Origin of the sequence: Streptomyces sp. RLB3-17, assembly GCF_007113425.2 — a bacterium.
Taxonomy (GTDB): Bacteria; Actinomycetota; Actinomycetes; order Streptomycetales; family Streptomycetaceae; genus Streptomyces; species Streptomyces mirabilis_D.
Window position 1 is genome coordinate 9,269,444 of sequence record NZ_CP041610.2, and the last position, 24,341, is coordinate 9,293,784.

Genomic DNA, 24,341 nt, shown 5'->3' on the forward strand with positions numbered 1-24,341 from the left:
CAAGTCGTGGGCCCTGAAAGCACATGGAGCATCGGAGAGCTCGCCGAGCACGCGGGCGTCACCGTCAAGACCGTCCGCTTCTACTCGGACCGTGGTCTGCTGCCCGAAGCCGCCCGCAGCGCAGGCGGCCACCGCAGGTACGGCCCCGAGGCACTCGACCGGCTCCACCTGATCCGCTCCCTGCGCACCCTCGACCTGCCGGTCCCCGAAGTAGGCCGGGTCCTCGATCAGGAGGACACCCTGGAGGACGTCGTCGCGGGGCAGCTGCGGCAGATCGGCTCGCGGCTGGCCGCCCTGCGCTGGCAGGAGGCGGCCCTCCAACTACTCCAGGACTGTGCCCCCGAGGAACGCGCCGAGCGGCTGCGGCTGATCGGCGCCGTGTCCGTCCCGCCCAGCACGGCCGCGCTGGCACGCTTCTGGCGACGCTGGCTGCCGCCGCGGCTCCCGGCCCGGCTGGTCTCCGCCATCGTCGAACACGCAGTTCCCCAGCTCCCCGAAGGCCCGACGCCGTCCCAGGTGCTGGCCTTCACCCGGCTGCACGCCCTCGTCTCCGCCCCCTGCCCCGGCACCGGTCACGGCCAGCCCGCGGCACACGGGCCCGACGGGGGCCGCCCGGCCGTGCTCTACGACGGTCTTGTCGAGGCGTACGCGCTGGCATCACCGCAACTGCGGGCACAGCGGCCACCGCACGAGGGTGAGGCACTCGACTGCTTCGTCTCCGCCTATGCCCGCTCACGCGGCACGCGGGACACTCCTGCCTTCCGCCGGGGACTCAGCCGGGTGCTGGCCGCTGATCCCCGTATCGACCGCTACTGGGAACTCACGGCCGAGTTGTCCAGTCCGTCGGAACCGACCGCCGGCGCCGCGCACGACTGGCTCTGCGCCGCGCTGGACACCCAGACCGCCGGGCCGGCGGTCTGAACCGGGTGCCTTCCCCGGCGGCTGGAGACCAGGGCCTTGCCCGTCCCGGGCAACGGTCGGCACGGGCGCCCTGCGGGGCTCGCCGACCAGGACGCACAATCCACCAACTCAAGGTCGACATCTCACTCGCGGACGCGTTCGTCGGCGGTGCACGGCGGCCCACCGCAGCGGGTTCGGGGCCGTCCAGGCCCTGCCCATGCGCCTGCGGGACGAGACCGTCGGTGCCCTGAACCTCTTCCGTGCGACCCCTGGCCCCTTCGACCTGGCCGCCACGCCGCTCGCCCAGGCCCTGGCCGACGTCGCCACCATCAGCCTGCTGCAACAACGTGCCAGCCGGCGCAGCACCGTCCTCAACGAAGAGCTGCAGACTGCGCTGAACAGCCGCGTACTGATCGAACAGGCCAAGGGAAAACTCTCCGAACGCCAGAGCATCGACATGGAACAGGCCTTCACCGCCCTGCGCGGCCATGCCCGTTCCCACAACCGGCGCCTGTCCGACGTGGCCCGGGCCTTCATCGACGACTCCGAACCCCTCCACGGCCTGGGCGCCTGAGCACCCGGCCCCGCTACTGTTCCGCGAGGTCCTCGATCAAACGGCTGTGGAGTTCCGTGGTCATGGCATGGATCGCACGGGTCAGCTCGGTGTTGGTCTTGAGCTCCAACTCCTGCTCGACGAAATCGTGATCTGCCTTGATCTGCTGGAAGGCAGCCTGCCGGTTCTGGCCGATCATGACGAACGCCGACAGGAAGATCGCCTCCAGTGACACCACGAGCGTCAACGTGGGCCAGGGGTTGGCCTCGAAGAACAGCATCCACAACGCGAAAGCGACCGCGTGGGCATAGACGAACGGCATGGAACCGGCGAACTTGGTGATGGCATCGGCGATACGCAGTTGGACGTCCTCGGCACGGCTCTGGTGGTGCGCGACCACTGCGGGATGGTGTGTGGCCTGGTTGTCCTGCTCGCTCATCGCAGCGTGCCTCTCGCGGAATAGGAGTGCCCTCGGAGTCAACCGACGGCAACAGTGGCCTCGTGGGGCCCCGTCAGCCCGATTGTCGCCCGTGCAGCCGCGACGTCGTCACGATGCCCCCTGGGATTGTGGACGTCGGCCGTCACCTGGTCGCGCAGACGTGCACAGGTGCGGGTGATCAGACGAGAGACGTGCATCTGAGAGACACCGAGCTGTAGGCCGATGCGAGCCTGTGTCATCTCGCAGAAGAACCTCATGTACAGGATCTGCCGCTCGCGTTCGGGCAGCGCCCGTAGCAGGGGTCGGAGCGCCTCACGGTCCACGACCCGGTCGAAGCCGGGCTCCATGCCACCGAGGGTGTCGGCCAGAGGGTGACCCTCGGAGCGGCCGGGCACGGCGTCCAAGGACCGGGCGGTGAAGGGCTCCGGCCCCTCCTGGCCCAGCCGTACCTCTGCCTCGGTCAGACCGGTGTGTGCGGCGATCTCGTGGACCGCGGGTGTACCTCCGCCCAGCGAAGAGCACAGCTCATGGTCGGCGAGCGGACCTGGCCGCGCAGCTCCTGTACGCGCCGCGGCACATGCACGACCCAGAGTTCGTCACGGAAGTGCCGCTTCACCTCGCCGAGGATCGTCGGTATGGCAAAGCCCTGGAAGGCGGTACCGAGACTCGGGTCGAAGCGGGACACCGCCTTGACCAGGCCCAGTTAGGCGACCTGCTTGAGGTCTTCGAAGGTCTCACCTTGATGGCGGAAGCGCCGGGCCAGCCGTACGGCCATCGGCATCCAGGCGCACACCACCTCCTGCCGCAGCGCGGACCTCTCCGGGCCGTCCCGCAGGGCGGCGATACGGCGGAACGCGGCGTCGGTGTCCGGCGCGTCGTCGTAGGGTCGGGTGCTTCCCGGGCTCTGCGTGCGTTGGTACGTCATGGGTACGTGCCTCCCTGATCAGTGGCATCACTCACCGTGGGAGCCGGTCGACCGCAGCGCACTGGGGAGCAGCCAAAGCTGCTCCCACGGGCGTGCCTCCGGTCTGAAGCACACCGGACGGCTCCCCGGACAGCCCACTTTCAAACAGGGTTTCCGCCATGCGGGTCTACCTACGGGACGCGGGCAGAGAACATGCTGGGCGCGGCCTGGACTCGGTCGAACGAGAGAACCTGACGGATGGCCGTACGGAACCTGTCGCCCGGGCGTCGCCGTGCTCTGTAAAGTCCTCCCACGGTCAACGGTGCTCCGCATCAGCAACTGGTCGTCTACCAGGCCGAGCCCGCCTCTGCCACCGCGGCTGCCTTCGCGGAACTCCGTTCCCGGACCGACCGTCCGGCGCCCGGGCACAACGCGGCCTCGATGCCCGCGTGAGCCGACGACACCGTCCCGTCCCCACCGCTCGGAGGGGACGGGACAACCGAAAGGCTCAGGTCCGACCGGCCGTGGGACGGACGATGATCTCGCCGACATCGACATCGACATCGACATCGACATCGACATTGGCAGGCTGGTCCATGGCGCACGCGATCGCCGCCGCGACGGACGAGGCCGGGTTGGCGACGCTCCGGTAGATACGCATCCTCTCGCGGCCCTCGGGTTCGGAGAGGGACTCGGCGAGTTCGGACGCGGTCACACCCCTGGTGGGCGCCGATCGAGGCGACGTCGATGAAGTGCCCGTGGTGCTGGGTCCGCAGGACCGGCTCCGGCTGGTGGACATGGTCATGGCCGAGACTCGCGGTAGAGCACCAGGTGCTCGTGGAAGAGAACGCCATCGCGGACGTCGCCGGTCGCGGTGAAGCCGGTGTCGTCGACGTAGTCGAGGTGGTTGCCGGTGACGGTGTAGCTGCCGGTGTAGGCGCTCCGGCGGTTGCCGCGAGCCTCGTCGTAGCGGCCGTTCGGCAGCAGTTCCTGGCGGATGAAGCCGTCCGCGGTCACCCACATCCCGACGTACGGGTGTGGGTCGCGGGGCGTGTCGTTGCTGGTCATGGCTCTACGGTCCGCCCGGCGGCCGGTGACAACCAGGCCGCCGTCTCCCCAGGTGAGGGCTTCCTGGGTGCCGCGCACCCAGTATCGCTGGCGGCCGAGTCCTTCGTGCGGGGCGGCAGCGGCGTGTGCCGTCCGAGACCGTCGCATGCCCCCTCCGTCGCACACGGCGGGACGGAGGGTGGGTGCCCGACACCTGGGGACACGGCGGCCTGGTTCCGACTCGCTCACGCGACGAACCTGGTGGTCAGGCAGCCGCGGTAGCTGCCGGACATCCGCCTCGGACCTGCACCGGCGCTCGCTTCGCGCATCGGGCGGACCGATGAGCCGACTCCACCGAGGAGCACGCAATGAGCATCACCGACACCGGCACCGACACCGGCACTGAGACCGAGATCGACACCGGCACCGGCACTGCCCCTGACCCCGACCCCGACCCCGACACGGTGAGCTGGAACCCCGACGCCCTCGACGAGATCCTCTCGAACGACGAAGGGCGTCCCGTCCTCTTCACCAACGCCCGCATCCTGACGACGGACCCGCTGATCGGGACCATGACCGGCGCCGACCTGCTGTTCGTCGGTTCCCTGGTGGTGGGGGTCGGCCCCGCCATCGTCACCGCGGCGGGGGACGACAACGCCATCGTCGTCGACTGCACCGGCATGACCATCGCCCCCGCGGTCGTGGACACCGTCGCGCTGGCCGGCGGCCGCAGCCACCGGTCGGAGTACGTCGCGACGCTGACCCCGGGCAACACCTCCGACTTCCTGGTGGTGCCCGACGAACTCGCCGCCGACGTGCCGAGCGCGATGGCCACACTCATGACGCGGCCGGAGCAGGTCCGCGCACTCGTCGCGGCCGGCCGGCCCGTCCTGTGGGCCGGCACCGACGCCCCCGGCCGGGCCACCGCCCCCGAGGCGGGCGTCCCGGCCTCCGCTGACCTGACCGGCAGCCCGCGCGTCGGCGTCTGGATCGACAGACACGACTTCCTGCACCAGGAGCTCACCGCCGACGGCCGCTACGACGAGACCCGGGGCGGCCGCCCGCACGCCTACCAGGGCCGGTACTGGATCGACGGCGACCGCATCGACTACCTGGACGACCTCGGCTTCTGGGCCTACGGAGAGTTCCAGGGCGACGAACTCCACCACGCGGGCTACGTCATGAAGCTCGGCTGACCTTCCCCGCTCCCACCGCTCATCCCCCGCCCTCTCCGTCGTACCGAAAGAAGGCCCCTCATGAACGTCAACGACACCACCAGCGCCGCCGTACTCGAAGAGCTCCGGCGTCGGCCCGCCGACCGGCGGCGCATCCTGTTCACCGGCGCGACCATCGTCACCATGGACCCCGACCTCGGCGTCATCGACCGCGGCGACCTCCTCGTCGAGGGTGACGCCATCGCCGCGATCGGGGCGAACCTGACCGCTGACGGTGCGGTGGTCGTCGACGCCACGGGCACGATCCTCACCCCCGGCTTCGTCGACACCCACCGGCACGCCTGGGAGGCCCAGCTGCGCCGGATCATGCCCGACGTCGACGACCTCGGCGGCTACGTCATGGCCACCCTGGCCGGCTACGTCACGGTCTACCGGCCCGAGGACATGTACATCGGCACCCGGCTGGCCGCCCTGACCGCGATCGACAGCGGCATCACGACCATGCTCGACTTCTCCCACAACTCCCGCACCCGCGAGCACTCCGACGCCGCGATCGGGGCCCTCCGCGACACCGGAATCCGAGGCGTGCACGCCTCCATGGGCCCGCACTTCGGTGAGTGGGACCGGCAGTGGCCCGGCGACCTGACCCGTATCAAGGACCAGTACTTCAGCAGCGACGACCAGTTGCTCACGCTGCGCCTGGCGACCCTGGCCACCGACGAGATCGCCGGACCGGCACTCGCCTACGGTCCCGAACTCGCTCGGGTGGCAAAGGACTTGGGTATCGGAGTGAGCGTGGACGCCGTCTTCGGCACGTCCTCCTCCGAAGCGGTCCTGCGCTGGGCCAAGGACGGCGTTCTCGGCCCCGACGTCACCCTCATCCACTCCACCGGACTGACCGCCGAGGCGTGGAAGGCGATGGGGGAGACCGGCACCACGGTCGCCCTTGCCCCCACGTCCGACGCACAGATCGGCCTCGAGACGGCGATCCCCGCCATTGACGAGGCCCTGTCCGTCGGCATCCGCCCGGGCCTGAGCATCGACGTCGAAGTCGCCCTCGCCAGCGACATGTTCACGCAGATGCGGGCCCTGCACGCCATCCAGCGGATGCGCGCGGTCAACGCCGTCCACGGCACCGACCAGCAGCCCTCGCGCATCACCACCCACGACGTCCTCGACTTCGCCACCCTCCAGGGCGCCCGCACCAACGGCCTGGCCGGCGTCACCGGTTCACTCACCCCGGGCAAGAAGGCCGACCTGCTGGTCGTCCAGGCCGAGGACCTCAACAACATGCCCCTCAACGACCCCATCGGCACCCTCGTGCTGGGCTCCGACGCCCGCAACATCACCGCCGTCCTCATCAACGGCGAGCCCCGCAAGTGGGACGGACAGGTCCTCGACGTCAACCTGGCCGCCCTGCGCAGCGAGGTGCACGCCTCGCGCGAGTACGTGCTGAACACCCCGGCCGCCTGAGCATCTCCCCACCACCCGCCCCTTCCCTCCATCGTCCCCCGGCCGTTCCTCCCACGGCCGGGGGCACCCACCCGATCCCGGTGGTGCCATCGGCCGATCGTGCCGCGCGCAAACCCGCGGGGCGGCGACCAGACGCCCCCTTCTGGAGTTCCCATGTCCCACCCCACTCCCGCCACGTCCCCCCATCCCACTACCACCACGTCCCCCGGGCCCGCCGCAGCAACCGCGCCCAGCACCCCTGACCAGCCGTCCTCCTGGGCGCCCGCCGCCCCGACCATCGCCCTGCTGACCGCACTCGGCGTCCTGATGGTCGGCCAGATGTACACCGTCCTGGCCCTGCTGCACCCCATGGCCACCTCGCTCGGCACAGCACCGGAGCAGGTCACCTGGACGGCGACGGCGTTCGGTTTCGCCTACGCCGCCGGATTTCTGCTCGCCGGTCCGCTGTCCGACCGCTACGGCTCGCGCGCCGTGATCACCACCGGGCTGGTGGCCGCCACGGCAGCCACCCTGGCGGTCAGCGCCGCCCCCGACCTCCCCACGGCCATCGCCCTCCGCGGCCTGCAGGGACTCACCGCCGCGACCTTCGCGCCCTCCGCGCTCTCCTACGTCGTCCACCACATCGCGCCACAACGCCGCGGCACCGCCCTGACCTGCATCACCAGCGGCATGTTCGCTGCCGCCGTGCTCCTGCAGATCGGCGCCCAGGCCGTCGCGGCCGGGCTCGGCTGGCGCGCGGCCTTCTGGCTCAGCGCCGCCCTCATGGCCCTGAGCCTGATCCCGGTGCGCCGCGTCCTGCGGCCCACCCTCCGCCACGGCACCGGCGGCGGGCTGAGCCAGGCGTTCGCGGCGATGCCCCGACTACTGGGCCGGCCGCGCATGGTCGCCCTCTACCTGTCGACCGTGGTCCTGATGTCCTCCTTCGTCGCCATCTACACGGCGGTGGCCATCGCCGGACCGTCCGGCATCGCCGGGAACTCCTCCGCGATCCTCGCCCTCCGGGCCAGCGCGCTGCCCGCCCTCGTCGCCATCCCCGTACTCGCCCGCCTGCTCCAGCGCCTGGCCGCACCCCTGCGCGCGGTCCTCGCGTTCGCGCTGGCCGCCCTCACCGTCGCGGCCGGTTCCTTCCTCGGCGGTCACACCGTGCCGCTGGCCCTCGCGCTACTCCTGTTCGTGGCAGCCGTCGCGGCAGCGGCACCCGCCGTCGTCGAGACCATCAACGCCACCGCCCCGCACGCCCGCGGCGCGGCCGTCGCCCTCTACGGATGCAGCATGTTCATCGGCGCCAGCCTGGGCCCGCAGCTCACCGGAGCTCTGACCGCCCTCGGCTTCGGCGGCATCCTGCGCGTCGTCTCCGCCGCGCTCGTCCTGGGCATCCTCCTGGCCCTGCCGGCCCTCCGCCACCACCGCACCCGATGACCCGCACGTGCCCCCATCGCATGGAACAGCGCTTCTACCAACTCCTGTCTGCCCACGAGGAGACGGCCCCGCGCGACGAGCTAGTGTCCTCGCTTGTGACTGAACCCTCCTCTGTGGCTGAACCCTCCTCGCATCTCGGTGCGACAGCGGACGCCTACGACGCCGTCGCAGTCCGTTACGCCGAACTCTTCCGTAATGATCTCGACGCTCTTCCGCTGGATCGCGCGATGCTCGCCGCGTTCGCCGACCTCGTACGGACCACCGGCGCCGGGCCCGTCGCGGAGCTGGGATGCGGCCCGGGACGTATCACCGCGCACCTGCGGGACCTGGGACTGGACGTCTTCGGCGTCGACCTGTCGCCGGTGATGATCGGTCTCGCCCGCGAGGCATACCCGGACCTGCGGTTCGAGGTCGGCTCCATGGACGCCCTGGACCTGGCCGACGGCGAGCTGAACGGCATCGTGTCCTACTACTCGGTCATCCACACCCCACCGCGGGAGCTGCCCTCGTACTTCGCCGAGTTCCGGCGGATACTCGCGCCCGACGGCCACCTCTCGCTCGCCTTCTTCGAATCGGAGGGTGATCCGGTCACGGCGTTCGACCACAAAGTGGTGAGGGCGTACCGATGGCCGATCGACGACCTCGCGGGGCTGGCCGGCGAGGCCGGGTTCGTCGAGGTCGGCCGGATGCTGCGTGCGCCGCGCGAGGAGGAACGCCAGTTCCGCCATGGCCATCTGCTGATGCGCGCAGCCAAGTAGCTCAGCTGTCGGCACGGGCGGCCATGGCCCTGGGGCCAGGGGAGATGGGACGGAATGATCGGGACCGTGTTCCGCAGCGAGGACGTGCCTGCGGAGGACAGATTCGAGTACTGGCGGGAACTGGTCGGCCGGACGCGCTCGAGCGACCTGATCAGTGCCCACACCGCCGACTACTGGGCGGAGTACCGGCTGATGGAGCTGGGGCCGGTGACCGTATGGCCGTCGTCGTTCCTGCCGACCCGCTACCGGCGGAGCGGAAAAATGGTGCGCCGGTCCGACCCCGAGTTGTACCACCTCACGCTGCTGCTCGATGGAGACCTGGCTCTCGAGCACGCCGGACGGACCGACACGTTCGGCCCACGTGACCTGCACATGGTCGACGGCTCGCGGCCGTACGACCTCCGACCGGCGGACGACCGGGATCGCCGAGCCGTCAAGGGGGTCGGCGTGGACTTCCCCAAGGCGTTGCTGCCCCTGCCGCCGCACCGGGTCCGGGAATTGCTGGGCCGGGGGCTGTCGGGGCGGGAGGGTACCGGCGCTCTGCTGACGGAATTCCTCGTCGGCCTGGACCGGCAGGCCGAAGCCCTTCAGCCCTCCGACGCGCCACGCCTGGGTACGGTCGTACTCGACCTGGTGTCGGCCTGGTTCGCCCAGGTACTGGACGCGGAGGCCGCCCTTCCGGAGGAGACCCACCAGCGGGTCACAGCACAACGCATCCAGGCGTTCATCCGGCAGAATCTCCACGACCCGGAGCTGACGCCGCCCGCGATCGCCGCCGCGCACCACATCTCCCGCAGCTACCTGTACCGGATCTTTCAGCAGCAGTCGCAGGGCGAAACGGTCGGGGCCTGGATCCGCGGGCGGCGGCTGGAGAACGCCCGCCGCGACCTGGCCGACTCCTCGCTGCGCACCACGCCGATCCACGCCGTCGCCGCCCGCTGGGGCTTTCCCCGCGCCTCCGAGTTCACCCGCGCCTTTCGCACCGCGTACGGGCTCTCCCCGAGGGAGTACCGGCTCCAGGCCCTGCACGAGCGGGAGCAGACGCTCGGCCGGTCCCCGATGGACTGACGGCCTCCCTGCTCAACTGACGGGCGGGCGGCGATCGGCCCAGGGATGCGCGAGCTCGAGGGTGCGAGACACCTGGAGCAGGAGGTCTTCGCGCCACGGTGCGGCGACGATCTGGACGCCGACGGGCAAGCCGGTGGCGTCGTCGTGGTGGATGGGGATCGAGATCGCCGGTTGGCCAGTCACGTTGAACACCGACGTGAACACGCCCATCGGGTAGCTGTTCAGCAGTGGCATCAGGGGATCGTCGGCGGAGCCTGCCCGCCAGGCACCGGTGAGCGGCGGGAGGCACGCCATCGTGGGCGTGACCAGGAGGTCGAAGCCGGCGAGGAAGCCCTCGACGATGCGCCGCGACAACTGTTGGGTCTTCCTCACTCCTTCCGCGTAGGACCACGAATCGATCGCTCGTGCCGCGTCACGCAGGGCACGATTGTGCGGCTCGACACGGTCCGGGTCCGCGAGCACGATCCCGCTGCCGCCGACGTTCCAGATGGTCGTGAACGCCGCCACCAACTCGTCGGTCGGGGGGAGCGGAAGGCGAGTGTCGACGATGTCGTGACCGGCCGCATCGAGCGCCCGAAGAGTGACGGTGACTGCTTCAGTACACGCCGGGTGCACATGGATTCCGTCGATCGGGGAGTCCGTGAGCACACCGATCCGCAGCCCGGTCGGCAGGTCCGTCCGCATCGCGGTGGCGAAGGACCTGTGCGGGGTCGGGGGTGACCACCACGCGGCCGGATCATGCCGCGCAAGTACATCGAGGGCTGCGGCCGTGTCCGCCACCGTGCGGGTCAGCACGCCGCTGGTGCCGAGACCTTCCACGCTGACGGTCGCGTTGGTGACGAGGCCGCGGGTGGGTTTGAGCCCTACGAGGCCGTTGCACGACGCGGGGATGCGGATCGACCCGCCGCCGTCTTCGGCGTGCGCGATCGGTGCCATCCCGGCGGCGACGGCGGCGCCCGCTCCGCTCGACGATCCGCCGGCGCGCGATCCGGGTCCCACGGGTTGCGCGAGATGCCCAGGGCCTCGTTCTCGGTGAAGGGCAGGGCACCGAACTCGGAGGTGGTGGTCTTGCCGAGCAGGATGAACCCCGCGTCCACGAACCGTTGCACGACCGGGTCCGATGCCGCGGCCGGCGCCCGCCTGGCGGCGGCGGACCCATGAGTGGTGGGCCATCCGGCCACGTCGAGCAGGTCCTTGATCGGCAGCGGGACGCCGTGGAACGGCGGAAGGTCATCGGCCGACGGGGTCCGCGCCACCGCATCAGCCGCGGCGGACGCGGCTTTGCGGACGTCGTCGTCGGCCCGGTGGCAGAAGGCGTTCAGCCGGGGGTCGAGTTGGTCCATCCGCTCGAGACAGCAGTCGGCCACCTCGACCGGGCTCACCTCCTTTCGGCGTATGGCTGCGGCGAGTTCGACGGCCGACGTGAACGGGTCGAACCGGTCGAACGGTTTGAACGGGTTGAGCGGGTCAATCGGTGAGCGCATCACGGGCGGTCCCTTCTGGTCCGCGGTGCTTGCGGAAGCCGTCAGTGTCGTCGCGTCCGCGACATCCCGTCTTGGACGAATGTCGCGTAGCTTGGCGACATGCGATCCGCCGACTCGGCACATGACGCTGCGGCGGTGTGGGACATCGCCACCCCGTCCCGTCCCGGGCTGCTGCCAGGGGTCAGCATGGCCGGATTCCGCGCTCGTACCACGGAGTTCTTCGACCTGAGCGTCATCCCGTACCCGGCTGTCACGGTGGCCCTCAGCCTCGGCGACGAGCCGTTCACCGTCGACGACATCGACGGCCGGCAGCAGAACGGCAGTGTCGTCGTCGGGCTCGTGCCCAGCGGCCTTCGAGGACGCGGCCGTGACATCGAGTGCCTGCAGGTGCGGCTGTCGCCGGTGGTCGCGCACGCCGTGCTGGGCGCCTCTTCGGAGTTGGGCGGGACGATGGTCTCCCTCGACGACCTCTGGGGCCGCGATGCCGCGCGAACCCAAGAGCAACTGCACGCTGCCAGGTCATGGGACGACCGGTTCGCGATCGCCGAGGCGGCGTTCGTTCGACGTCACGAGGCAGGCCGAGCGATCGATCCTGAGGTCGCCTTCGTGTGGCGGCAGATGGTGACGAACCTGGGAGGGGTTCGGGTCGAGCGGCTGGCAGCCGAGGTCGGCTGGAGCCGTAAGCGACTGTGGTCCCGGTTCCGAGCCCAGATCGGTCTCCACCCCAAGCGCGCCGCTCAGCTTGTCCGTTTCGACCACGCGGCCCACCGGCTGGCCGCGGGTCACAGCGCCGCACGGGTGGCGGCGGAGATCGGCTACGTCGACCAGTCCCACCTCCATAGGGACGTCATGGCCTTCGCCGGTGTGACGCCCACAGCCGTCGCGGTCGCGCCGTGGCTTGCGGTCGACGACGTGGCGTGGGCCGCCCCCGAGTACCTGTCCGAGTCCTGACCCGACGATGCCCTGACCCGACGATCCGTACCCGACCGTCGGCAGCCGACCGTCTGCACCCGGCAGGCGCGAGGCCGGTGGCACGTCGGCCACGGGGGAACATTTCTACAAGCCGCCCGGCAGTTGAGCTTGTGACACTGCGCGTATGTCCAAGAACCGGGATGACTCCCCACGGCCGCGCTTTCAACAGCCGCGGTACGGCGTAGACGCTCCAGCGTTCCCCGCGACACTCGGCGCCGTCGGCGCGGCCTGCTGCCTGGCCGCCGGCCGGTGGCGGTCGGGACGGAGCGCGACGGTGACCGCGGGGACGGTACTGCTGGCCAGCACCGGCATCTACCTGCACACCACACTGCACGGCAAGCTGCGCATCTGGAGGCGGGAGCTGGACCAGGCCGGCTTGAAGGGTGACGAGCAACTGCTGGACCTGGGGTGCGGTCGCGGTGCGGTGCTGATCGAGGCCGCCAGGCGGCTGCCGACGGGACACGCCGTGGGCGTGGACCTGTGGTCCGGGAAGGACCAGAGCGGCAACCGGCCCGAAGTCACGCTCGCCAACGCCGCCGCGGCAGGGGTCGCCGACCGGGTGGAAGTACGTACCGCCGACATGACCGCGTTGCCGTTCGCCGATGGCTCCTTCGACGTCGTGACGAGCGCGCTGGCGATCCACAACATCCCCTCGTCCGAGGCGCGATACCGCGCGGTGGACGAGGCCATGCGGGTGCTGCGCCCGGGCGGGCGGTTGATCGTCGCCGACTTCTGGCCCATGGCCAGGAAGTACGCCGCGCACATCGGCCAAGGCACACTGCGCGGACTCGGCCCCGGGTACTGGTACGGCGGCCCATGGCTCGGCGTCACATTGCTGCATGCCGTCAAGGGCCGCTGAGCACGCCGCCCACGGAAATGCGTCACGTCAGCCGTCTACTATGGCCCTACGTATTCGGTGGTGTGAGGGAGCCGGGCCATGCGGCGGCTGGGGGATCTCGAGGCGGAGATCATGGATCGCCTCTGGACGTGGGACCGTCCGGCGACCGTGCGCGAGGTCGTCGACGACATCAACAAGACCCGCCCCATCGCGTACACCACGGTGATGACCGTCACCAACATCCTGTACACGAAGGGCTGGCTGCTGCGGGGCATGCAGGGTCGCGCCTGGCTGTACGCGCCGGTCCGCAGCCGTGAGGCCTACGCCGCCGCACTCATGGAGGACGGCCTGGGGGAGAGCAAGGACCGCTCGACCGCGCTGCGCCACTTCGTGGAGAACATGTCGCAGGAAGAAGTGGCCGCTCTGCGCAGAGCTCTGCGAAACATGGACCGACAGACGAAGTCGTGAACGCCGCCCCCGTCCTGGTCGGGTACACGGTGACTGTGGGCCTCCCTGGCCGCCGCGCCCGGACAGTGATCAGCGAGGCGGCCTTCCGCGAGCTCACGCCGGAACAGCTCGGCGCCGTACCGGAACACGGGCAGGCCTCTGATCGCCTGCCCGACCGGCGTCGGCCGGCCGCCAACTGAACTTCCTGAGTTCTCCGTCGCAGACGGTCAAGGCTTCGCCATGTGCCACCGGTGGCTGAGCGGGCGGGAGTTACCCCACGTACTAAGGGAGTAAGTAGAACGACCGCCGAAGGGAAACTCCGTGATCCAGCGACGCATCGTCCTCCTCTCGGCCGCAGGGCTCGCCTCGGCGTTCCTTCTGGCGGCGTGCGGCAACTCGATGGACAAGGCCTCCACGGGTACGAGCCCCGGCAACGCCGTTCCGGTCGCCACGGCCGCCTCGGAGTCCGCGACCTCTGCTCCGACCGCCTCGGAATCCACGCCGTCCGCACCGGCCGCCGGCGGCCACCCGGCGACAACCACCATGGTGATGGCCAAGACGGTGGGCGGCATCGGCAACGTGGTGACCGACGACAAGGGGATGACCCTCTACCGCTACGACAAGGACGAGGCGAATCCGTCCAAGTGGACGTGCGCCGGCGAGTGCACGAAGACGTGGATCCCCGTCATTGTGCAGGACTCCGTACAGACCATGGGGGTCGAGAAGAGCCTGCTCGGCACGGTCCACCGGAACGGCATGAAACAGCTCACCCTCGGCGGCTGGCCCCTGTACCGATACGTGGGTGACACACAGGCCGGACAGACGAACGGCCAGGCCAAGAACAAGACGTGGTACGCCATCACCCCGTCCGGCACGAAGTCCACCAGCACGGGCTGAGCCCGGACACACGACCGTGGTCTTGCCGCGGGGAGGGCGCGGTTCGACGTCGGACGGTGAGTTCGGGCACGGTCGTAACGGCGGAGGTCGAGATGTCTGGCGTACGTGGTCCGCCGCGCGCCGCGCCGCCTGGAGCTGAGTCGCTGCGTGAACGTACGTACAGCCAAGGCTGGTTGGGCGTCGTCCCTGTACGCGGTGACCGTGCTGTCCACCGCGTCCGTGGACGAGATCGCGTGCCCCCGGGACTGCCGGCAGTGACGGGTCGGCGGACAGTCCTTCGCGCCGTCGCCGCGGGGAGCGACATCGACGGCCTAGGCTTCGGCCCGGCACCGGACCCGATCCCAGGAGCGCACACCGTGTTCGACCCCGCACCGGAGTATCCGTACCCCGACGTCCGCCGATCGGATGAAGCGCCCACCCCGCACGCGCTTCTCACACCGGTGATCGGATTCCTGGGAACCTGGCACGGGCGGGGTCACGGCGGGTATCCCACGCTCGCCGCGGAGTTCGCGTACGCGCAGGAGGTCACCTTCAGCCACGACGGCCGTCCCTTCCTCCGGTACGAGGCCCGGGCCTGGTTGCTGGACGTCGACGGCGCACCGCTGCGCCCGTCGGCTCGGGAGAGCGGCTGGTGGCGGCTCCAGCCCGACGGCCGGGTGGAGGCACTGATCACCCAGCCCACCGGCATCGCCGAGATCGCTGTCGGCCGGGCGGCCGACGACACGGTCGACCTCTCCACCCACGAGGTGGCCCTCACACCCACGGCCAAGGAGGTCACCGCAACCCGCCGGACCTATGTCCTGACCGACGACGACACGCTCACGTTCGTCCACGAGCTCGCGGCGATGGGGCAGCCTTTGCAGCACCACCTCTCGGCGACGCTGCGGCGCACGGCATAGGCGCGCGGCGAGGTGGTTGAGCAGTACCGCTGAGATGTGGTGCGGGGCGCGTCACTCGGGTTCGGCAACTGGGCGTCTCCAGGAAGACATCGGGAAACGCCTGCGTCAGCGCGTTCCTGAACGTCTCCGGGCTTGCCTGCCATGCGGCCGGATTCTCGGCGTCAGTTGTCGGGCGCCCGCGGCGGCGTCGGGCGCAGGCCGTCCAGGGTGAGGTCGAGGAGGCGTTCCGCCTGTTCGCGTTGGTCGGGGCCGGCCGAGGTGAGGGCGATGCCGGCGAGGGCGGCGAACATGTCGGTCGGGCTGATGTCGGTGCGGATCGTGCCGGCGGCGGTGGCGGCGTTCATGAGGGAGGTGAGGGCGGCCTGAATCAGCTCGTGGCTCTCGGCGTAGGGGTTGGTTCCCGAGGCGACGACGGCTCGTAGGGCGTCGGCCATGCCGAGTTTGGCGGTGGCGTAGTCGATGAAGCGACGCGTCCAGGCGCGTAGGGCCTCGTGGGGCGGCATGGTCGCCAGGAGTCCGGGGACGGCCTCGCACAGCCGGGCCACCTCGTTGCGGTACGCGGCCTCGATCAGGGCCTCCCGGGTCGGGAAGTTGCGGTAGAGGGTGCCGGTGCCCACGCCCGCTTCCTTGGCGACGCGCTCGAAGTGCGCGTCCAGCCCCTCCTCGGTGAACACGCGTACCGCGGCGGCCAGGATCTTCTCCCGGTTGCGCTGTGCGTCAGCCCTCAGTGGACGTCCTGTCTCGCGCGCCATCGGCGTCGCTCCTCGCTCTCCCGTTGCTAAGTGGAGGAGTCTCCACTTATGGTGGATGAAGTGGCGGCGCCTCCGCTTTCACTGTAGGGCATGGGTGTGACATGCCCTCGTTCCTCCTGCGATAGGACTGTCGATCATGTCGGGAATCGAAGGCAAGGTAGTGGCGATCACGGGTGCCGGCAGCGGCATCGGTGAGGCGACCGCGCTCCTGCTCGCCGAGCGCGGCGCCCGGGTCGTCCTCGGGGCGCGCCGTGCGGAGCGTCTCGAGGCCCTGGCCGCCCGGATCGAGAAGGCGGGCGGTGAAGCCGCCTGGGTCCGTACGGACGTGACGCGGCGCGCGGATCTGTCCGGCCTCGTACGGCTGGCCCGCGAGCGGTACGGCAAGCTCGACGTCCTCGTCAGCAACGCCGGAGTCGGTCTGATCTCCCCCCTGGACGACCTCCGCGTCGAGGACTGGGAGGAGATGATCGACGTCAACCTCAAAGGCGTGCTGTACGGGATCGCCGAAGCTCTGCCGGTCTTCCGGGAGCAGGGCTTCGGGCACTTCGTCAACATCGTGTCCACCGCCGGACTGCGCGTCACTCCGCTCCAGTCGGTGTACGCCGCCACGAAGAACGCCGTCCGTACCCTCTCCGAGGGCCTGCGCCAGGAGGCCGGCGAGGGCCTGCGCGTCACCGTCGTCTCGCCGGGGTTCGTCCGTACGGACTTCGCCGACCGGATGGACTCCGAGGTGAAGGCCCGGATCGTCGAAAAGATGGACAGCATCGCGATCCCGCCGGCCGCGGTGGCCCGCGCCGTCGCCTTCGCCGTCGAGCAGCCGGACGGTGTCGACGTGGGTGACATCGTGGTGCGTCCCACCGCGCAGGACTGAGGTCCGTTCGCCGCCACGCCATGCCGCGTCACACCGCGGCATGCCACGCCATGCCGCGTCATGGCCTGCCGGCGCCGAGGTGTGGGGCGCGTACACGTGATCCGAGTCACGTCAGGTTCCCGTCAGTGAAGTGGCCCCTAGCCGTCAGTCCGCTCCGATGTCATAGGCCCCAGAGCCCCTCTGAGACACCGCTCCCCGTTCCGGGGGAGCCCCCCACCGAGGAGTGACATGGCTGAGACACTGACCGGAACCGCGAGCGGCGCCGCCGCAGAGATCCCCGAGTTCGTACCGCCCAGGGCGGCCGCCTGCCCGTTCGCGCCGCCGCCGGTCCTCGCGGAGATCCGCGAGGGGAAGCCGATCAGCAAGGTACGGATCTGGGACGGCAGCACCCCCTGGCTCATCACCCGCCACGAGGACCTGCGGGCCGTCCTCGGCGACCCCCGCGTCAGCGTCGACGACAAGCGGCCCGGCTTTCCGTTCCCGAAGAAGGCCATGGCGGAGAACGCGCACCACCACCCCGACACGCTCTTCAACACGGACGCCCCCGTCCACACCCGGCTCCGCCGGATGCTGACCTCCTCCTTCACCGCCAAGCGGATGGCGGCCCTGCGCCCCGCCATCCAGAAGGTCACCGACGAGCACATCGACGCGATGCTGGCCGGGCCGAAGCCGGCCGACCTGGTCCAGGCGCTGGGTCTGCCCATTCCCACGTTGATGATCTGCGAACTGCTCGGAGTCCCTTACGAGGACCACGAGTTCTTCCAGCACCACGCCACCGTCGCGGTCAGCCAGACGTCATCGGCCGAGCAGGACCGTGAGTCGAGCGTCGCGCTCGGCGCGTACCTGGCCCGGCAGATCCACGCCAAGACGGACAACCCCGCCGAGGACACGCTGTCCGACCTGGCGGCCCTGGTCAAGGCCGGTGAACTGACCATGGGGGAGGCGTCCCTCATGGCCGTCATCCTGCTCATCGCCGGGCACGAGACCAGCGCGAACATGATCGCGCTGGGCACCCTCGCGCTGCTGGAGCACCCGGAGCAGCTCGCCCTGCTGCGCGAGACGGACGATCCCAAGGTCGTGGCCGGAGCGGTCGAGGAACTGCTGCGCTATCTGACCATCGCCCACACCGGGCAGCGCCGGATCGCCCTGGAGGACATCGAGATCGGCGGCGAGGTCATCCGCGGCGGGGACGGGATCATCGTCTCCCTCCCCGCCGCCAACTGGGACCCGCAGGCCTTCCCGGAGCCCGACCGCCTCGACCTGCTCCGCGACGCCCGCCAGCACAACGCGTTCGCCTTCGGCGTCCACCAGTGCCTGGGCCAGCAACTCGCCCGCGTGGAACTCCAGGTCGTCTACGGCACGCTCTACCGGCGCGTGCCCACGCTGCGACTGGCCACCACGCTGGAGGAGATCGACTTCAAGGAAGACGCGATGGCGTACGGCGTCGCCGCGCTGCCGGTCACCTGGTAGCCCGTACCCCTAGCCCCTAGGGCGTGTATTGAAAGTGGATCTTGAACGTGAGATGATCTTGGTTCGTGACACGTGGAGATCTGACGGATGCGCAATGGGCGGTGCTGGAACCGCTGTTGCCGAAGGGCAAGAAGCCCGGACGGCCGCCGACGTGGGCCAGGCGGCGGCTGATCGACGGCATACGGTTTCGGGTCCGCACCGGCATCCCCTGGCGGGACCTGCCAGCCGAGTACGGGCCGTGGGGCCGGGCGTACGACCTGTTCCGCCGGTGGCAGCGGGACGGCACCTGGCATCGGATCCTCACCGCGCTGCAGGCCCGGGCCGACGCGAAAGAGCTGATCACCTGGGACATCAACGTCGACTCCACGGTGTGCCGGGCCCACCAGCACGCCGCCGGGGCGAGGAAAAGGGGGAGCTGCAGAAGGAGCCGCCCGGAGGCGTCGCCGTCGAGCCGGACGACCACGGGCTCGGGCGCTCGCGCGGTGGCCTGACCACCAAGCTGCACCTGGCCGTCGAACAGGGCCAGAAGCCCATGTCCATCGTGATCACGGCCGGACAGCGCGGGGATTCCCCGCAGTTCGAGCCTGTCCTGAACAAGATCCGTGTCCCGCGTCTCGGGCCGGGCAGGCCGCGTACCCGGCCAGGTCGGGTGCGCGCCGACAAGGCGTACGCCTCCCGGAAGAACCGCGCTTACCTGCGGCGGCGCGGGATCCTCTGCACCATCCCGGACAAGGCCGACCAGGCCCGCAACCGTAAGAAGCGCGGTTCGCGCGGCGGCCGGCCGCCGAAGTTCGACCCGCAGGACTACAAGGCTCGGCACGCGGTCGAGTGCGGTATCAATCGCCTCAAGAGGCACCGGGCCGTGGCCACAAGGTACGACAAACTTGCGGTCCGCTACGAGGCCACAGTCCTCGTTGCCGCCATCAACGAGTGGTTGTGACGTACTGGTCCGACGACAAGCCGAACACCCGTACTCGCCGACCCCCGGTGGGATTGACCGTCTCACGGACCGGATGCATCCCCAGTTTGGTCATGATTCGTTCGGAGGCGTCGTTGCCCACTTGAGTGATGCTGACGATCCGCTCCAGCCCTCGCTCTTCGAACCCGAACCGTACAGCGGCCGCAGCGGCCTCGGTGGCCAAGCCCTGCCCCCAGTGGGAACGTCCCAGCCGCCAGCCGACCTCAACCGCCGGCAGTACCTCCGGCAAGAAGTTGGGCACCGAAAGGCCGGTGAATCCGGCCAGCTCGCCAGTGGACCGGATCTCCACGGCGAACAGGCCGAAGCCCTGTGACTCCCACTCGCTCTCCCATGCCTGGACCCGGCGACGAGTCTGCTGTTCGTCAAGGACGCTGCCGTCACGGATCCACCGCATGACCGCGGGGTCGGCATTGACGGCAGCCATGGGCGCAACGTCTTCCTCGCGCCAGCGACGCAGGATCAAACGGGGAGTCTCAAGCGTGACCATCCAATCATTCTGGATCACAAATGGGCTCTCCTCCATCCTCACCAGGCACTTTCGATACACGCCCTAGTCTTCTGAGTCTGGAATTCTGTTCAGATGTATAGGCTTGCTCTATGGCACGGATGGGGCGGCCGAAGGCCGAGTTGACGCTGTCGGACGAGGAACGGGCCGCACTCGAGGGGTGGGTGCGGCGACATTCCACGCCGCAGGCGTGGGCATTGCGGTGTCGGATCATCCTGGCCTGCGCCGAGGGTGCGTCCAACAAGGACGTGGCTGCTGAACTCGGCTCCACACCTCATGCGGTGGGTCGCTGGCGGGCCCGGTTCGTGCAGTACCGGATCGCCGGTCTAGGCGACATGCCACGTTCCGGTGGCCCCAGGACGGTGACGGACGAACAGGTCGCCGCGGTGGTCGCCAGGACACTGGAATCCACTCCGAAGAACGCGACGCACTGGTCGACGCGGTCGATGGCGAAAGAGATGGGCCTCTCACAGTCGTCGGTGTCACGGATCTGGCGGGCCTTCGGCCTGCAGCCGCACCGATCGGAGACCTTCAAGCTGTCGACCGATCCGTACTTCGTCGACAAGGTCCACGATGTCGTCGGCCTCTACCTGGACCCGCCCGAGCGGGCATTGGTGTTCTGTGTCGACGAGAAGTCGCAGATCCAGGCCCTGGACCGGTCCCAGCCGGTGCTGCCGATGATGCCGGGGGTTCCCGAAAGGGCGACTCACGACTATGTGCGCGCCGGCACCACCACCTTGTTCGCAGCCCTTGAGGTCGCGACCGGCAAAGTGATCGGCTCTCTGCACCGCAGGCATCGGGCCGAGGAGTTCAAGAAGTTCCTGATCAAGCTCGACAAAGAGGTACCTGACGGCCTGGATGTCCACCTCATCTGCGACAACTACGCCACCCACAAGACTCCTGCCATCAAGAAGTGGCTGCTGTCCCACCCCCGCTTCCACCTGCACTTCACACCGACCGGCTCGTCCTGGCTGAACCTCGTCGAGCGATGGTTCGCCGAACTGACCAACAAACAGATACGGCGAGGCGTCCACAGGTCCGTCCAGGCCCTGGAGAAGGACATCCGCAACTGGATCGCCGCATGGAACACCGACCCGAAGCCCTACGTCTGGACGAAGACCGCAGACGAGATCCTCGAACGCCTCGCCAGCTATCTGAACAGGATTCCTGACTCAGGAGACTAGGTCCCTAGCCCCTAAGCCCGTAGCCCCCTGACCTGTAGCCCTTCGACACCAGCAGGACGTAGGAAGGGACATACCAAGGGAGATACGAAGCTTCAGCCGGTGCTCTCCTTCCAGCGCGACGCCTCCCGGTATGCCTCGAAGACACGGTGGTGATCGGGGCCAAGCAGGCGCGCGCAGTCCTGCCCCAGGCGCTGGCAGAGCGCGGCGGCGCCCCGGGAGTCGCCCGACTCGCCGGTGAGCCTGGCGTGCCGGGCGCGTGCGTCGAGGACGTCCGTGTCCATGGCCCGGGGGCCGTCGGCGTGCAGCTGGATGAACCGTTCCAGGTTCTGGATCTCGGCGATGTGGCGCGTGTCGACGTGTGGGTCCGCGGAGTCGTCCGAGACGTACTCGATCTGCTGGACCGCGCGGGCCACGGCTCGGGCGTCGGGCGGCCGGTTCCCGGGTGACTTCTCCAGCAGTCTCAGCACGAGGGAGTCGAGAGGCCTGGGGATGCCGGGACGCAGCGCGCCCGGCGGGGCGGGTGTTGTCTCCACGTGGTGCCACATGACGGCGTAGGGATCCGAGATGTGGCCGAAGGGAGACCAGCCGGTGAGCATCTCGTACACGACGCAGCCGAGTGAGTAGAGGTCGCTGAGAGCGCTGCCGGACTCCTCACGGAGCCGTTCGGGGGAGGCGTAGTGAACGGTGCCCCACCCTGGACCGTGCGAAGAGGACGCGTCGATGAAGCGGGCGAGGCCGAAGTCGACGACCTTGGCGGATCCGGTGGTGTCGATGACGATGTTGCCGGGTTTGACGTCCCTGTGCACCACGCCCGCCTCGTGGGCGTCGGCGAGGCCGTCGCAGATGTGCCTCGTCCAGCGCACGGTCTGTTCCAGGGTGAGGTGCCGGCCCTGCCCGGTGTGGGCGGAGAGCGGTCTGCCCTCGATGTACTCCATGACGGAGTACAGGATGTCGCCGTCCTCGCCGTGGTCGTAGATGACGGCGACATGGGGCCGGTTACGGATGCGCGCCATCGCCTGAGCCTCCTTGCGGAATCGCTCGACGCGCCGGTCCAGTTCCTCGGAGTGCTCGCCCTGTCCGGGGTGACGGTGCAGTGTGGCCACCTTCACCGCGACCGGCCGGTTCAGTCGGAGGTCGAGTCCGAGCCAGACGGAGCCCTGGGCGCCGCGGCCCAGGGGCGACTCCAGCCTGTAGCGCCGGTCGAGGACACGTCCTGATTCCATGATGGCGTCACTTGCCCGTCGGGTCCCAGGCGCACAGCTCGGGCAGCCGCGCGACATGCTCGTTCCATTCGGCGAAGAACTCGATGCGCCGGCTCAGCACATCCTGCAACCGGCGCTGCGCACTTCGCCGCCGCACCACGCCGGCCTCGCGGATCCTGCCGCGCTCGGCCGGTACGCGCGTCACGTCCAGCAGCCCCCACACCCCGGCGAAGGCGCCCACCAGCAACACGAGAGCCAGGAAGAAGCCGCCGAGGAGGAAGGGGGCCAGGACGAGGGCCGACAGGCCACCGGCGGTGCCCCCCACGCGCCGCGGCAGGTTGCGGTCGACAGCCGCGGCCTCGGCCTCCGTGCGTTCGAGGAGTACGGTCTCCAGCTCGTCGGCCAGGGCTTTCCCGTCGATCGACGCGGCGGGGTCGGTCGGCAGCCGTGTGTGCCAACCCTCGATCGCGATACGGATGTTCTGAGGCCGGTGGCTCACCGAGGCCGCCACCAGTTCCCCGGCGGCGGTGCACAGGTTGGGCAGCATCTGCATGAGCGCGAGGCGGCGCGCGTCGTCTCCGAGGGCGATCTGACTCGGCTTGAAAACGGCGTTGTCGAGGAGCGTGGTGAAGTCCATGACCTCGGCGTCCGCCTCTTGACGCAGCTCGTGCTCCTCCTGTGCCGCCTTCTCGTTGCCCCGGTGCTCGATGAACCGGCGCAGCGCCTCCTTCTTGGTGTGCAGGGCAGCCTCATCGGGTTCGAGGTGGCCGATGAGGCGGTCGATGGCCGTCTCGGCGTAGCGGACACGTCCGGGGGAGGACGACGTGCGGTCCGCGGGTGGGAACTCCTTGCGGAGGTGGGCGAGGGTGCCTGTGGTGACGGTGGCCAGCCGCCAGTGTTCGAGGAGCGCCGGCCAGTCCCCGTTGTACGCCTGGCCCAGGGACTCGAACCGGTCGCCGGGTGAGGTGAGGAGTTTGCGCAGCTGGGGTGTCCACCGTCGGACACTCGCCCTGGCCGCCGTCCCTCCCGCCGCCGCCTCGGTGCCCCAGCGCACCATCACCTGCCGGGCGTAGCTGTGTGCGAGGTCGCCGAGTTCGCGGCTGGCGACGGCGTCGAGGACCACGAGGAAGTCCCTGCCGAGCCGGTCCGGGTCGACGGCGTGCTGAAGGTAGCCGTCCATCCAGTTCCCCGCCCGTTCGTGCTCGCCCGCCCTGGCCGCGGCGAGCGAGAAGAACAGGTTGGCCTTGCCGAGATCGAGCCCCTGCGCCTGCCCCATCGCGGTGAGCCGGATCTCGTCGTCCCCGTCCAGGCGGGCGGCGACCGCCAGGGTTGCGTGGGCGAGCCAGAAGTCGGGGTCGTGGACGAGGTGTTCCTCCACGAAGAGCCGGAGGTTGTCGGTTCTCAGCGCCCCGCTCCTCACGAGCTGCGGGGTCAGCTGTTTGACCAGGCCACGAGCGAGGGAGCGCACCTTTTCCCGGTTGCCGAACCTGCGCTGCCAGTCCTCGGTGATCCGGTCGAGCTCGAACTGCGCGGCAAGGACGGCCTGGTCGCGTTCGTACTGGGACCGGAAGTCCGTGAGTTCGGCCTTGACCTGGCCGAGCTCGGACCGGGTCAGGGACAGCCCCTCCCGTAGCTCTTCGGTGGCGGAGTTCACCGATTCGACCTGAAGGGCGAGTTCGTTGGCTCTGCCGCGCAGGGCCTCCACGCCCCCCGACAGCGTGCCGAACCGGTCGTGCAGGGTCTTCAGGTCGCCCTCGCGGCGCTGCTGCGCCTCGCGTATCTCCTTGAGGCCGTCCCTCAACTCGTTGAGACTGGCCTCGGCCTCGGGCTGCTCACTCACACCGCTCCCCGTTCGTCCCGCCGTGCGGTTTCGGTCCTCGGAACAGGTACCTTCTGGCGACGCACCGGAGGAGCGCAAGGGCGCGTAGCGGCGCGCGCGGCGCATGTGTGTCTTCGGACGGGCGCCCGGTGCGCGGAGACGGCCGCCTCGGCTTCCTCCCGTGCGTGGACGGCTCCGGCCGACACGCGCACTCGGCCGGGAGGAACAGTCGGCGTATCGCGGGTCCGTCATCCTCCGACCGGCGGGCGCGCGGCGGTGACCGGTG

At 69.7% G+C, this 24,341-nt stretch carries 24 protein-coding genes and 2 pseudogenes; 17 read left to right on the forward strand and 9 right to left on the reverse strand.

Translation table 11 applies throughout. The features are described 5' to 3' along the window. Window positions 1–6 precede the first annotated feature (6 nt). Both FNV62_RS41550 and FNV62_RS41555 read left to right on the forward strand, forming a co-directional pair. On the forward strand, window positions 7–921 hold the full coding sequence (locus tag FNV62_RS41550) for a MerR family transcriptional regulator (protein WP_143628982.1): 915 nt from the start codon (window positions 7–9) through the stop codon (window positions 919–921). A 70-nt stretch (window positions 922–991) separates the two neighbouring features. Continuing rightward, complete coding sequence (locus FNV62_RS41555; RefSeq protein WP_375336849.1) at window positions 992–1,474, forward strand: ANTAR domain-containing protein; 483 nt, start codon at window positions 992–994, stop codon at window positions 1,472–1,474. A 13-nt stretch (window positions 1,475–1,487) separates the two neighbouring features. On the opposite strand, the gene FNV62_RS41560 is transcribed toward FNV62_RS41555, so the two are convergent. The 4 genes and pseudogenes from FNV62_RS41560 to FNV62_RS41575 all read right to left on the reverse strand — a co-directional run bounded on the left by FNV62_RS41560 (window position 1,488) and on the right by FNV62_RS41575 (window position 3,864). Continuing rightward, window positions 1,488–1,892, reverse strand: coding sequence for a DUF1003 domain-containing protein (locus FNV62_RS41560; RefSeq protein ID WP_143603507.1), 405 nt, complete (start codon window positions 1,890–1,892; stop codon window positions 1,488–1,490). A gap of 38 nt (window positions 1,893–1,930) precedes the next feature. Continuing rightward, a pseudogene (locus tag FNV62_RS41565) lies at window positions 1,931–2,817 on the reverse strand (SigB/SigF/SigG family RNA polymerase sigma factor). A 487-nt stretch (window positions 2,818–3,304) separates the two neighbouring features. Further along, on the reverse strand, window positions 3,305–3,511 hold the full coding sequence (locus FNV62_RS41570; protein ID WP_143628984.1) for a hypothetical protein: 207 nt from the start codon (window positions 3,509–3,511) through the stop codon (window positions 3,305–3,307). Between the two features lie 86 nt (window positions 3,512–3,597). After that, the gene (locus FNV62_RS41575; protein WP_054230195.1) at window positions 3,598–3,864 is read right to left on the reverse strand and encodes an Atu4866 domain-containing protein; all 267 of its coding nucleotides are present in this window, start codon (window positions 3,862–3,864) and stop codon (window positions 3,598–3,600) included. A gap of 347 nt (window positions 3,865–4,211) precedes the next feature. Between FNV62_RS41575 and FNV62_RS41580 the strand changes: the two genes are divergently transcribed. The 5 genes from FNV62_RS41580 to FNV62_RS41600 all read left to right on the forward strand — a co-directional run bounded on the left by FNV62_RS41580 (window position 4,212) and on the right by FNV62_RS41600 (window position 9,736). Then, a complete protein-coding gene (locus tag FNV62_RS41580) occupies window positions 4,212–5,039 on the forward strand; it encodes an Atu4866 domain-containing protein (RefSeq protein ID WP_225900563.1) in 828 nt (275 codons plus the stop codon). A gap of 60 nt (window positions 5,040–5,099) precedes the next feature. Further along, a complete protein-coding gene (locus FNV62_RS41585; protein ID WP_143628986.1) occupies window positions 5,100–6,491 on the forward strand; it encodes an amidohydrolase family protein in 1,392 nt (463 codons plus the stop codon). A 153-nt stretch (window positions 6,492–6,644) separates the two neighbouring features. Beyond that, the gene (locus FNV62_RS41590) at window positions 6,645–7,910 is read left to right on the forward strand and encodes an MFS transporter (RefSeq protein WP_143628988.1); all 1,266 of its coding nucleotides are present in this window, start codon (window positions 6,645–6,647) and stop codon (window positions 7,908–7,910) included. 113 nt (window positions 7,911–8,023) lie between these two features. Continuing rightward, window positions 8,024–8,668: a class I SAM-dependent methyltransferase gene (locus tag FNV62_RS41595; RefSeq protein WP_143628990.1), complete on the forward strand. Its 645-nt coding sequence runs from the start codon at window positions 8,024–8,026 to the stop codon at window positions 8,666–8,668. Window positions 8,669–8,722: 54 nt separating this feature from the next. Beyond that, on the forward strand, window positions 8,723–9,736 hold the full coding sequence (locus tag FNV62_RS41600) for a helix-turn-helix domain-containing protein (RefSeq protein ID WP_143628992.1): 1,014 nt from the start codon (window positions 8,723–8,725) through the stop codon (window positions 9,734–9,736). A 12-nt stretch (window positions 9,737–9,748) separates the two neighbouring features. Here the strand turns inward: FNV62_RS41600 and FNV62_RS58125 are convergent. Further along, window positions 9,749–11,343, reverse strand: a pseudogene (locus FNV62_RS58125) (amidase). Between FNV62_RS58125 and FNV62_RS41610 the strand changes: the two are divergent. The 6 genes from FNV62_RS41610 to FNV62_RS41635 all read left to right on the forward strand — a co-directional run bounded on the left by FNV62_RS41610 (window position 11,320) and on the right by FNV62_RS41635 (window position 15,273). Further along, on the forward strand, window positions 11,320–12,171 hold the full coding sequence (locus tag FNV62_RS41610) for a helix-turn-helix domain-containing protein (RefSeq protein ID WP_205522471.1): 852 nt from the start codon (window positions 11,320–11,322) through the stop codon (window positions 12,169–12,171). The pseudogene FNV62_RS58125 and the gene FNV62_RS41610 sit on opposite strands and share 24 nt — an antisense overlap. 295 nt (window positions 12,172–12,466) lie before the next feature. Continuing rightward, complete coding sequence (locus FNV62_RS41615; RefSeq protein WP_225900564.1) at window positions 12,467–13,051, forward strand: class I SAM-dependent methyltransferase; 585 nt, start codon at window positions 12,467–12,469, stop codon at window positions 13,049–13,051. A gap of 78 nt (window positions 13,052–13,129) precedes the next feature. Next, window positions 13,130–13,498: a BlaI/MecI/CopY family transcriptional regulator gene (locus tag FNV62_RS41620; RefSeq protein ID WP_097287115.1), complete on the forward strand. Its 369-nt coding sequence runs from the start codon at window positions 13,130–13,132 to the stop codon at window positions 13,496–13,498. Next, window positions 13,495–13,677 carry a hypothetical protein gene (locus tag FNV62_RS54780; protein WP_186003158.1) on the forward strand — a complete coding sequence of 61 codons (183 nt, stop codon included), beginning with the start codon at window positions 13,495–13,497 and terminating at the stop codon, window positions 13,675–13,677. The genes FNV62_RS41620 and FNV62_RS54780 overlap by 4 nt, the downstream gene beginning before the upstream one ends. Window positions 13,678–13,798: 121 nt before the next feature. Continuing rightward, complete coding sequence (locus FNV62_RS41630) at window positions 13,799–14,374, forward strand: hypothetical protein (RefSeq protein WP_143628998.1); 576 nt, start codon at window positions 13,799–13,801, stop codon at window positions 14,372–14,374. A gap of 356 nt (window positions 14,375–14,730) precedes the next feature. Then, the gene (locus FNV62_RS41635) at window positions 14,731–15,273 is read left to right on the forward strand and encodes an FABP family protein (RefSeq protein ID WP_097287118.1); all 543 of its coding nucleotides are present in this window, start codon (window positions 14,731–14,733) and stop codon (window positions 15,271–15,273) included. A 161-nt stretch (window positions 15,274–15,434) separates the two neighbouring features. Here the strand turns inward: FNV62_RS41635 and FNV62_RS41640 are convergent, their stop codons facing one another. Further along, a complete protein-coding gene (locus tag FNV62_RS41640) occupies window positions 15,435–16,025 on the reverse strand; it encodes a TetR/AcrR family transcriptional regulator (protein ID WP_143609894.1) in 591 nt (196 codons plus the stop codon). A 136-nt stretch (window positions 16,026–16,161) separates the two neighbouring features. On the opposite strand from FNV62_RS41640, the gene FNV62_RS41645 reads away from it, so the two are divergent. The 3 genes from FNV62_RS41645 to FNV62_RS41655 all read left to right on the forward strand — a co-directional run bounded on the left by FNV62_RS41645 (window position 16,162) and on the right by FNV62_RS41655 (window position 19,306). Beyond that, a complete protein-coding gene (locus tag FNV62_RS41645) occupies window positions 16,162–16,896 on the forward strand; it encodes an SDR family oxidoreductase (RefSeq protein ID WP_143629000.1) in 735 nt (244 codons plus the stop codon). Between the two features lie 228 nt (window positions 16,897–17,124). Next, the gene (locus tag FNV62_RS41650; protein WP_143629002.1) at window positions 17,125–18,366 is read left to right on the forward strand and encodes a cytochrome P450; all 1,242 of its coding nucleotides are present in this window, start codon (window positions 17,125–17,127) and stop codon (window positions 18,364–18,366) included. Between the two features lie 65 nt (window positions 18,367–18,431). Next, window positions 18,432–19,306 (forward strand): IS5 family transposase gene (locus FNV62_RS41655; RefSeq protein WP_225900565.1). Its coding sequence is split into 2 segments (ribosomal slippage): window positions 18,432–18,822 and window positions 18,822–19,306, totalling 876 coding nucleotides; the frame shifts between segments, so codons are not numbered across the junction. Here FNV62_RS41655 and FNV62_RS41660 read toward each other — a convergent pair. Further along, a complete protein-coding gene (locus FNV62_RS41660; RefSeq protein ID WP_143599674.1) occupies window positions 19,290–19,832 on the reverse strand; it encodes a GNAT family N-acetyltransferase in 543 nt (180 codons plus the stop codon). The two genes, FNV62_RS41655 and FNV62_RS41660, sit on opposite strands and share 17 nt — an antisense overlap. A gap of 119 nt (window positions 19,833–19,951) precedes the next feature. Here FNV62_RS41660 and FNV62_RS41665 point away from each other — a divergent pair, with 119 nt between their 5' ends. Beyond that, window positions 19,952–21,034, forward strand: a complete 1,083-nt coding sequence (locus FNV62_RS41665; protein ID WP_186003241.1) for an IS630 family transposase — start codon at window positions 19,952–19,954, stop codon at window positions 21,032–21,034. Window positions 21,035–21,126: 92 nt separating this feature from the next. Here the strand turns inward: FNV62_RS41665 and FNV62_RS41670 are convergent, their stop codons facing one another. Then, a complete protein-coding gene (locus tag FNV62_RS41670) occupies window positions 21,127–22,257 on the reverse strand; it encodes a serine/threonine-protein kinase (RefSeq protein ID WP_164331842.1) in 1,131 nt (376 codons plus the stop codon). Between the two features lie 7 nt (window positions 22,258–22,264). Further along, the gene (locus FNV62_RS41675; protein WP_143629004.1) at window positions 22,265–24,076 is read right to left on the reverse strand and encodes a hypothetical protein; all 1,812 of its coding nucleotides are present in this window, start codon (window positions 24,074–24,076) and stop codon (window positions 22,265–22,267) included. Between the last annotated feature and the right edge of the window lie 265 nt (window positions 24,077–24,341).

Coding starts and splice junctions, on each gene's coding strand:
- FNV62_RS41560 (WP_143603507.1), bottom strand. CDS start 1,892: ATGAGCGAGCAGGACAACCAGGCCACACACCATCCCGCAGTGGTCGCG.
- FNV62_RS41575 (WP_054230195.1), bottom strand. CDS start 3,864: ATGACCAGCAACGACACGCCCCGCGACCCACACCCGTACGTCGGGATG.
- FNV62_RS41580 (WP_225900563.1), top strand. CDS start 4,212: ATGAGCATCACCGACACCGGCACCGACACCGGCACTGAGACCGAGATC.
- FNV62_RS41585 (WP_143628986.1), top strand. CDS start 5,100: ATGAACGTCAACGACACCACCAGCGCCGCCGTACTCGAAGAGCTCCGG.
- FNV62_RS41590 (WP_143628988.1), top strand. CDS start 6,645: ATGTCCCACCCCACTCCCGCCACGTCCCCCCATCCCACTACCACCACG.
- FNV62_RS41600 (WP_143628992.1), top strand. CDS start 8,723: ATGATCGGGACCGTGTTCCGCAGCGAGGACGTGCCTGCGGAGGACAGA.
- FNV62_RS41610 (WP_205522471.1), top strand. CDS start 11,320: ATGCGATCCGCCGACTCGGCACATGACGCTGCGGCGGTGTGGGACATC.
- FNV62_RS41620 (WP_097287115.1), top strand. CDS start 13,130: ATGCGGCGGCTGGGGGATCTCGAGGCGGAGATCATGGATCGCCTCTGG.
- FNV62_RS41640 (WP_143609894.1), bottom strand. CDS start 16,025: ATGGCGCGCGAGACAGGACGTCCACTGAGGGCTGACGCACAGCGCAAC.
- FNV62_RS41645 (WP_143629000.1), top strand. CDS start 16,162: ATGTCGGGAATCGAAGGCAAGGTAGTGGCGATCACGGGTGCCGGCAGC.
- FNV62_RS41650 (WP_143629002.1), top strand. CDS start 17,125: ATGGCTGAGACACTGACCGGAACCGCGAGCGGCGCCGCCGCAGAGATC.
- FNV62_RS41660 (WP_143599674.1), bottom strand. CDS start 19,832: ATGGTCACGCTTGAGACTCCCCGTTTGATCCTGCGTCGCTGGCGCGAG.
- FNV62_RS41665 (WP_186003241.1), top strand. CDS start 19,952: ATGGGGCGGCCGAAGGCCGAGTTGACGCTGTCGGACGAGGAACGGGCC.
- FNV62_RS41670 (WP_164331842.1), bottom strand. CDS start 22,257: ATGGAATCAGGACGTGTCCTCGACCGGCGCTACAGGCTGGAGTCGCCC.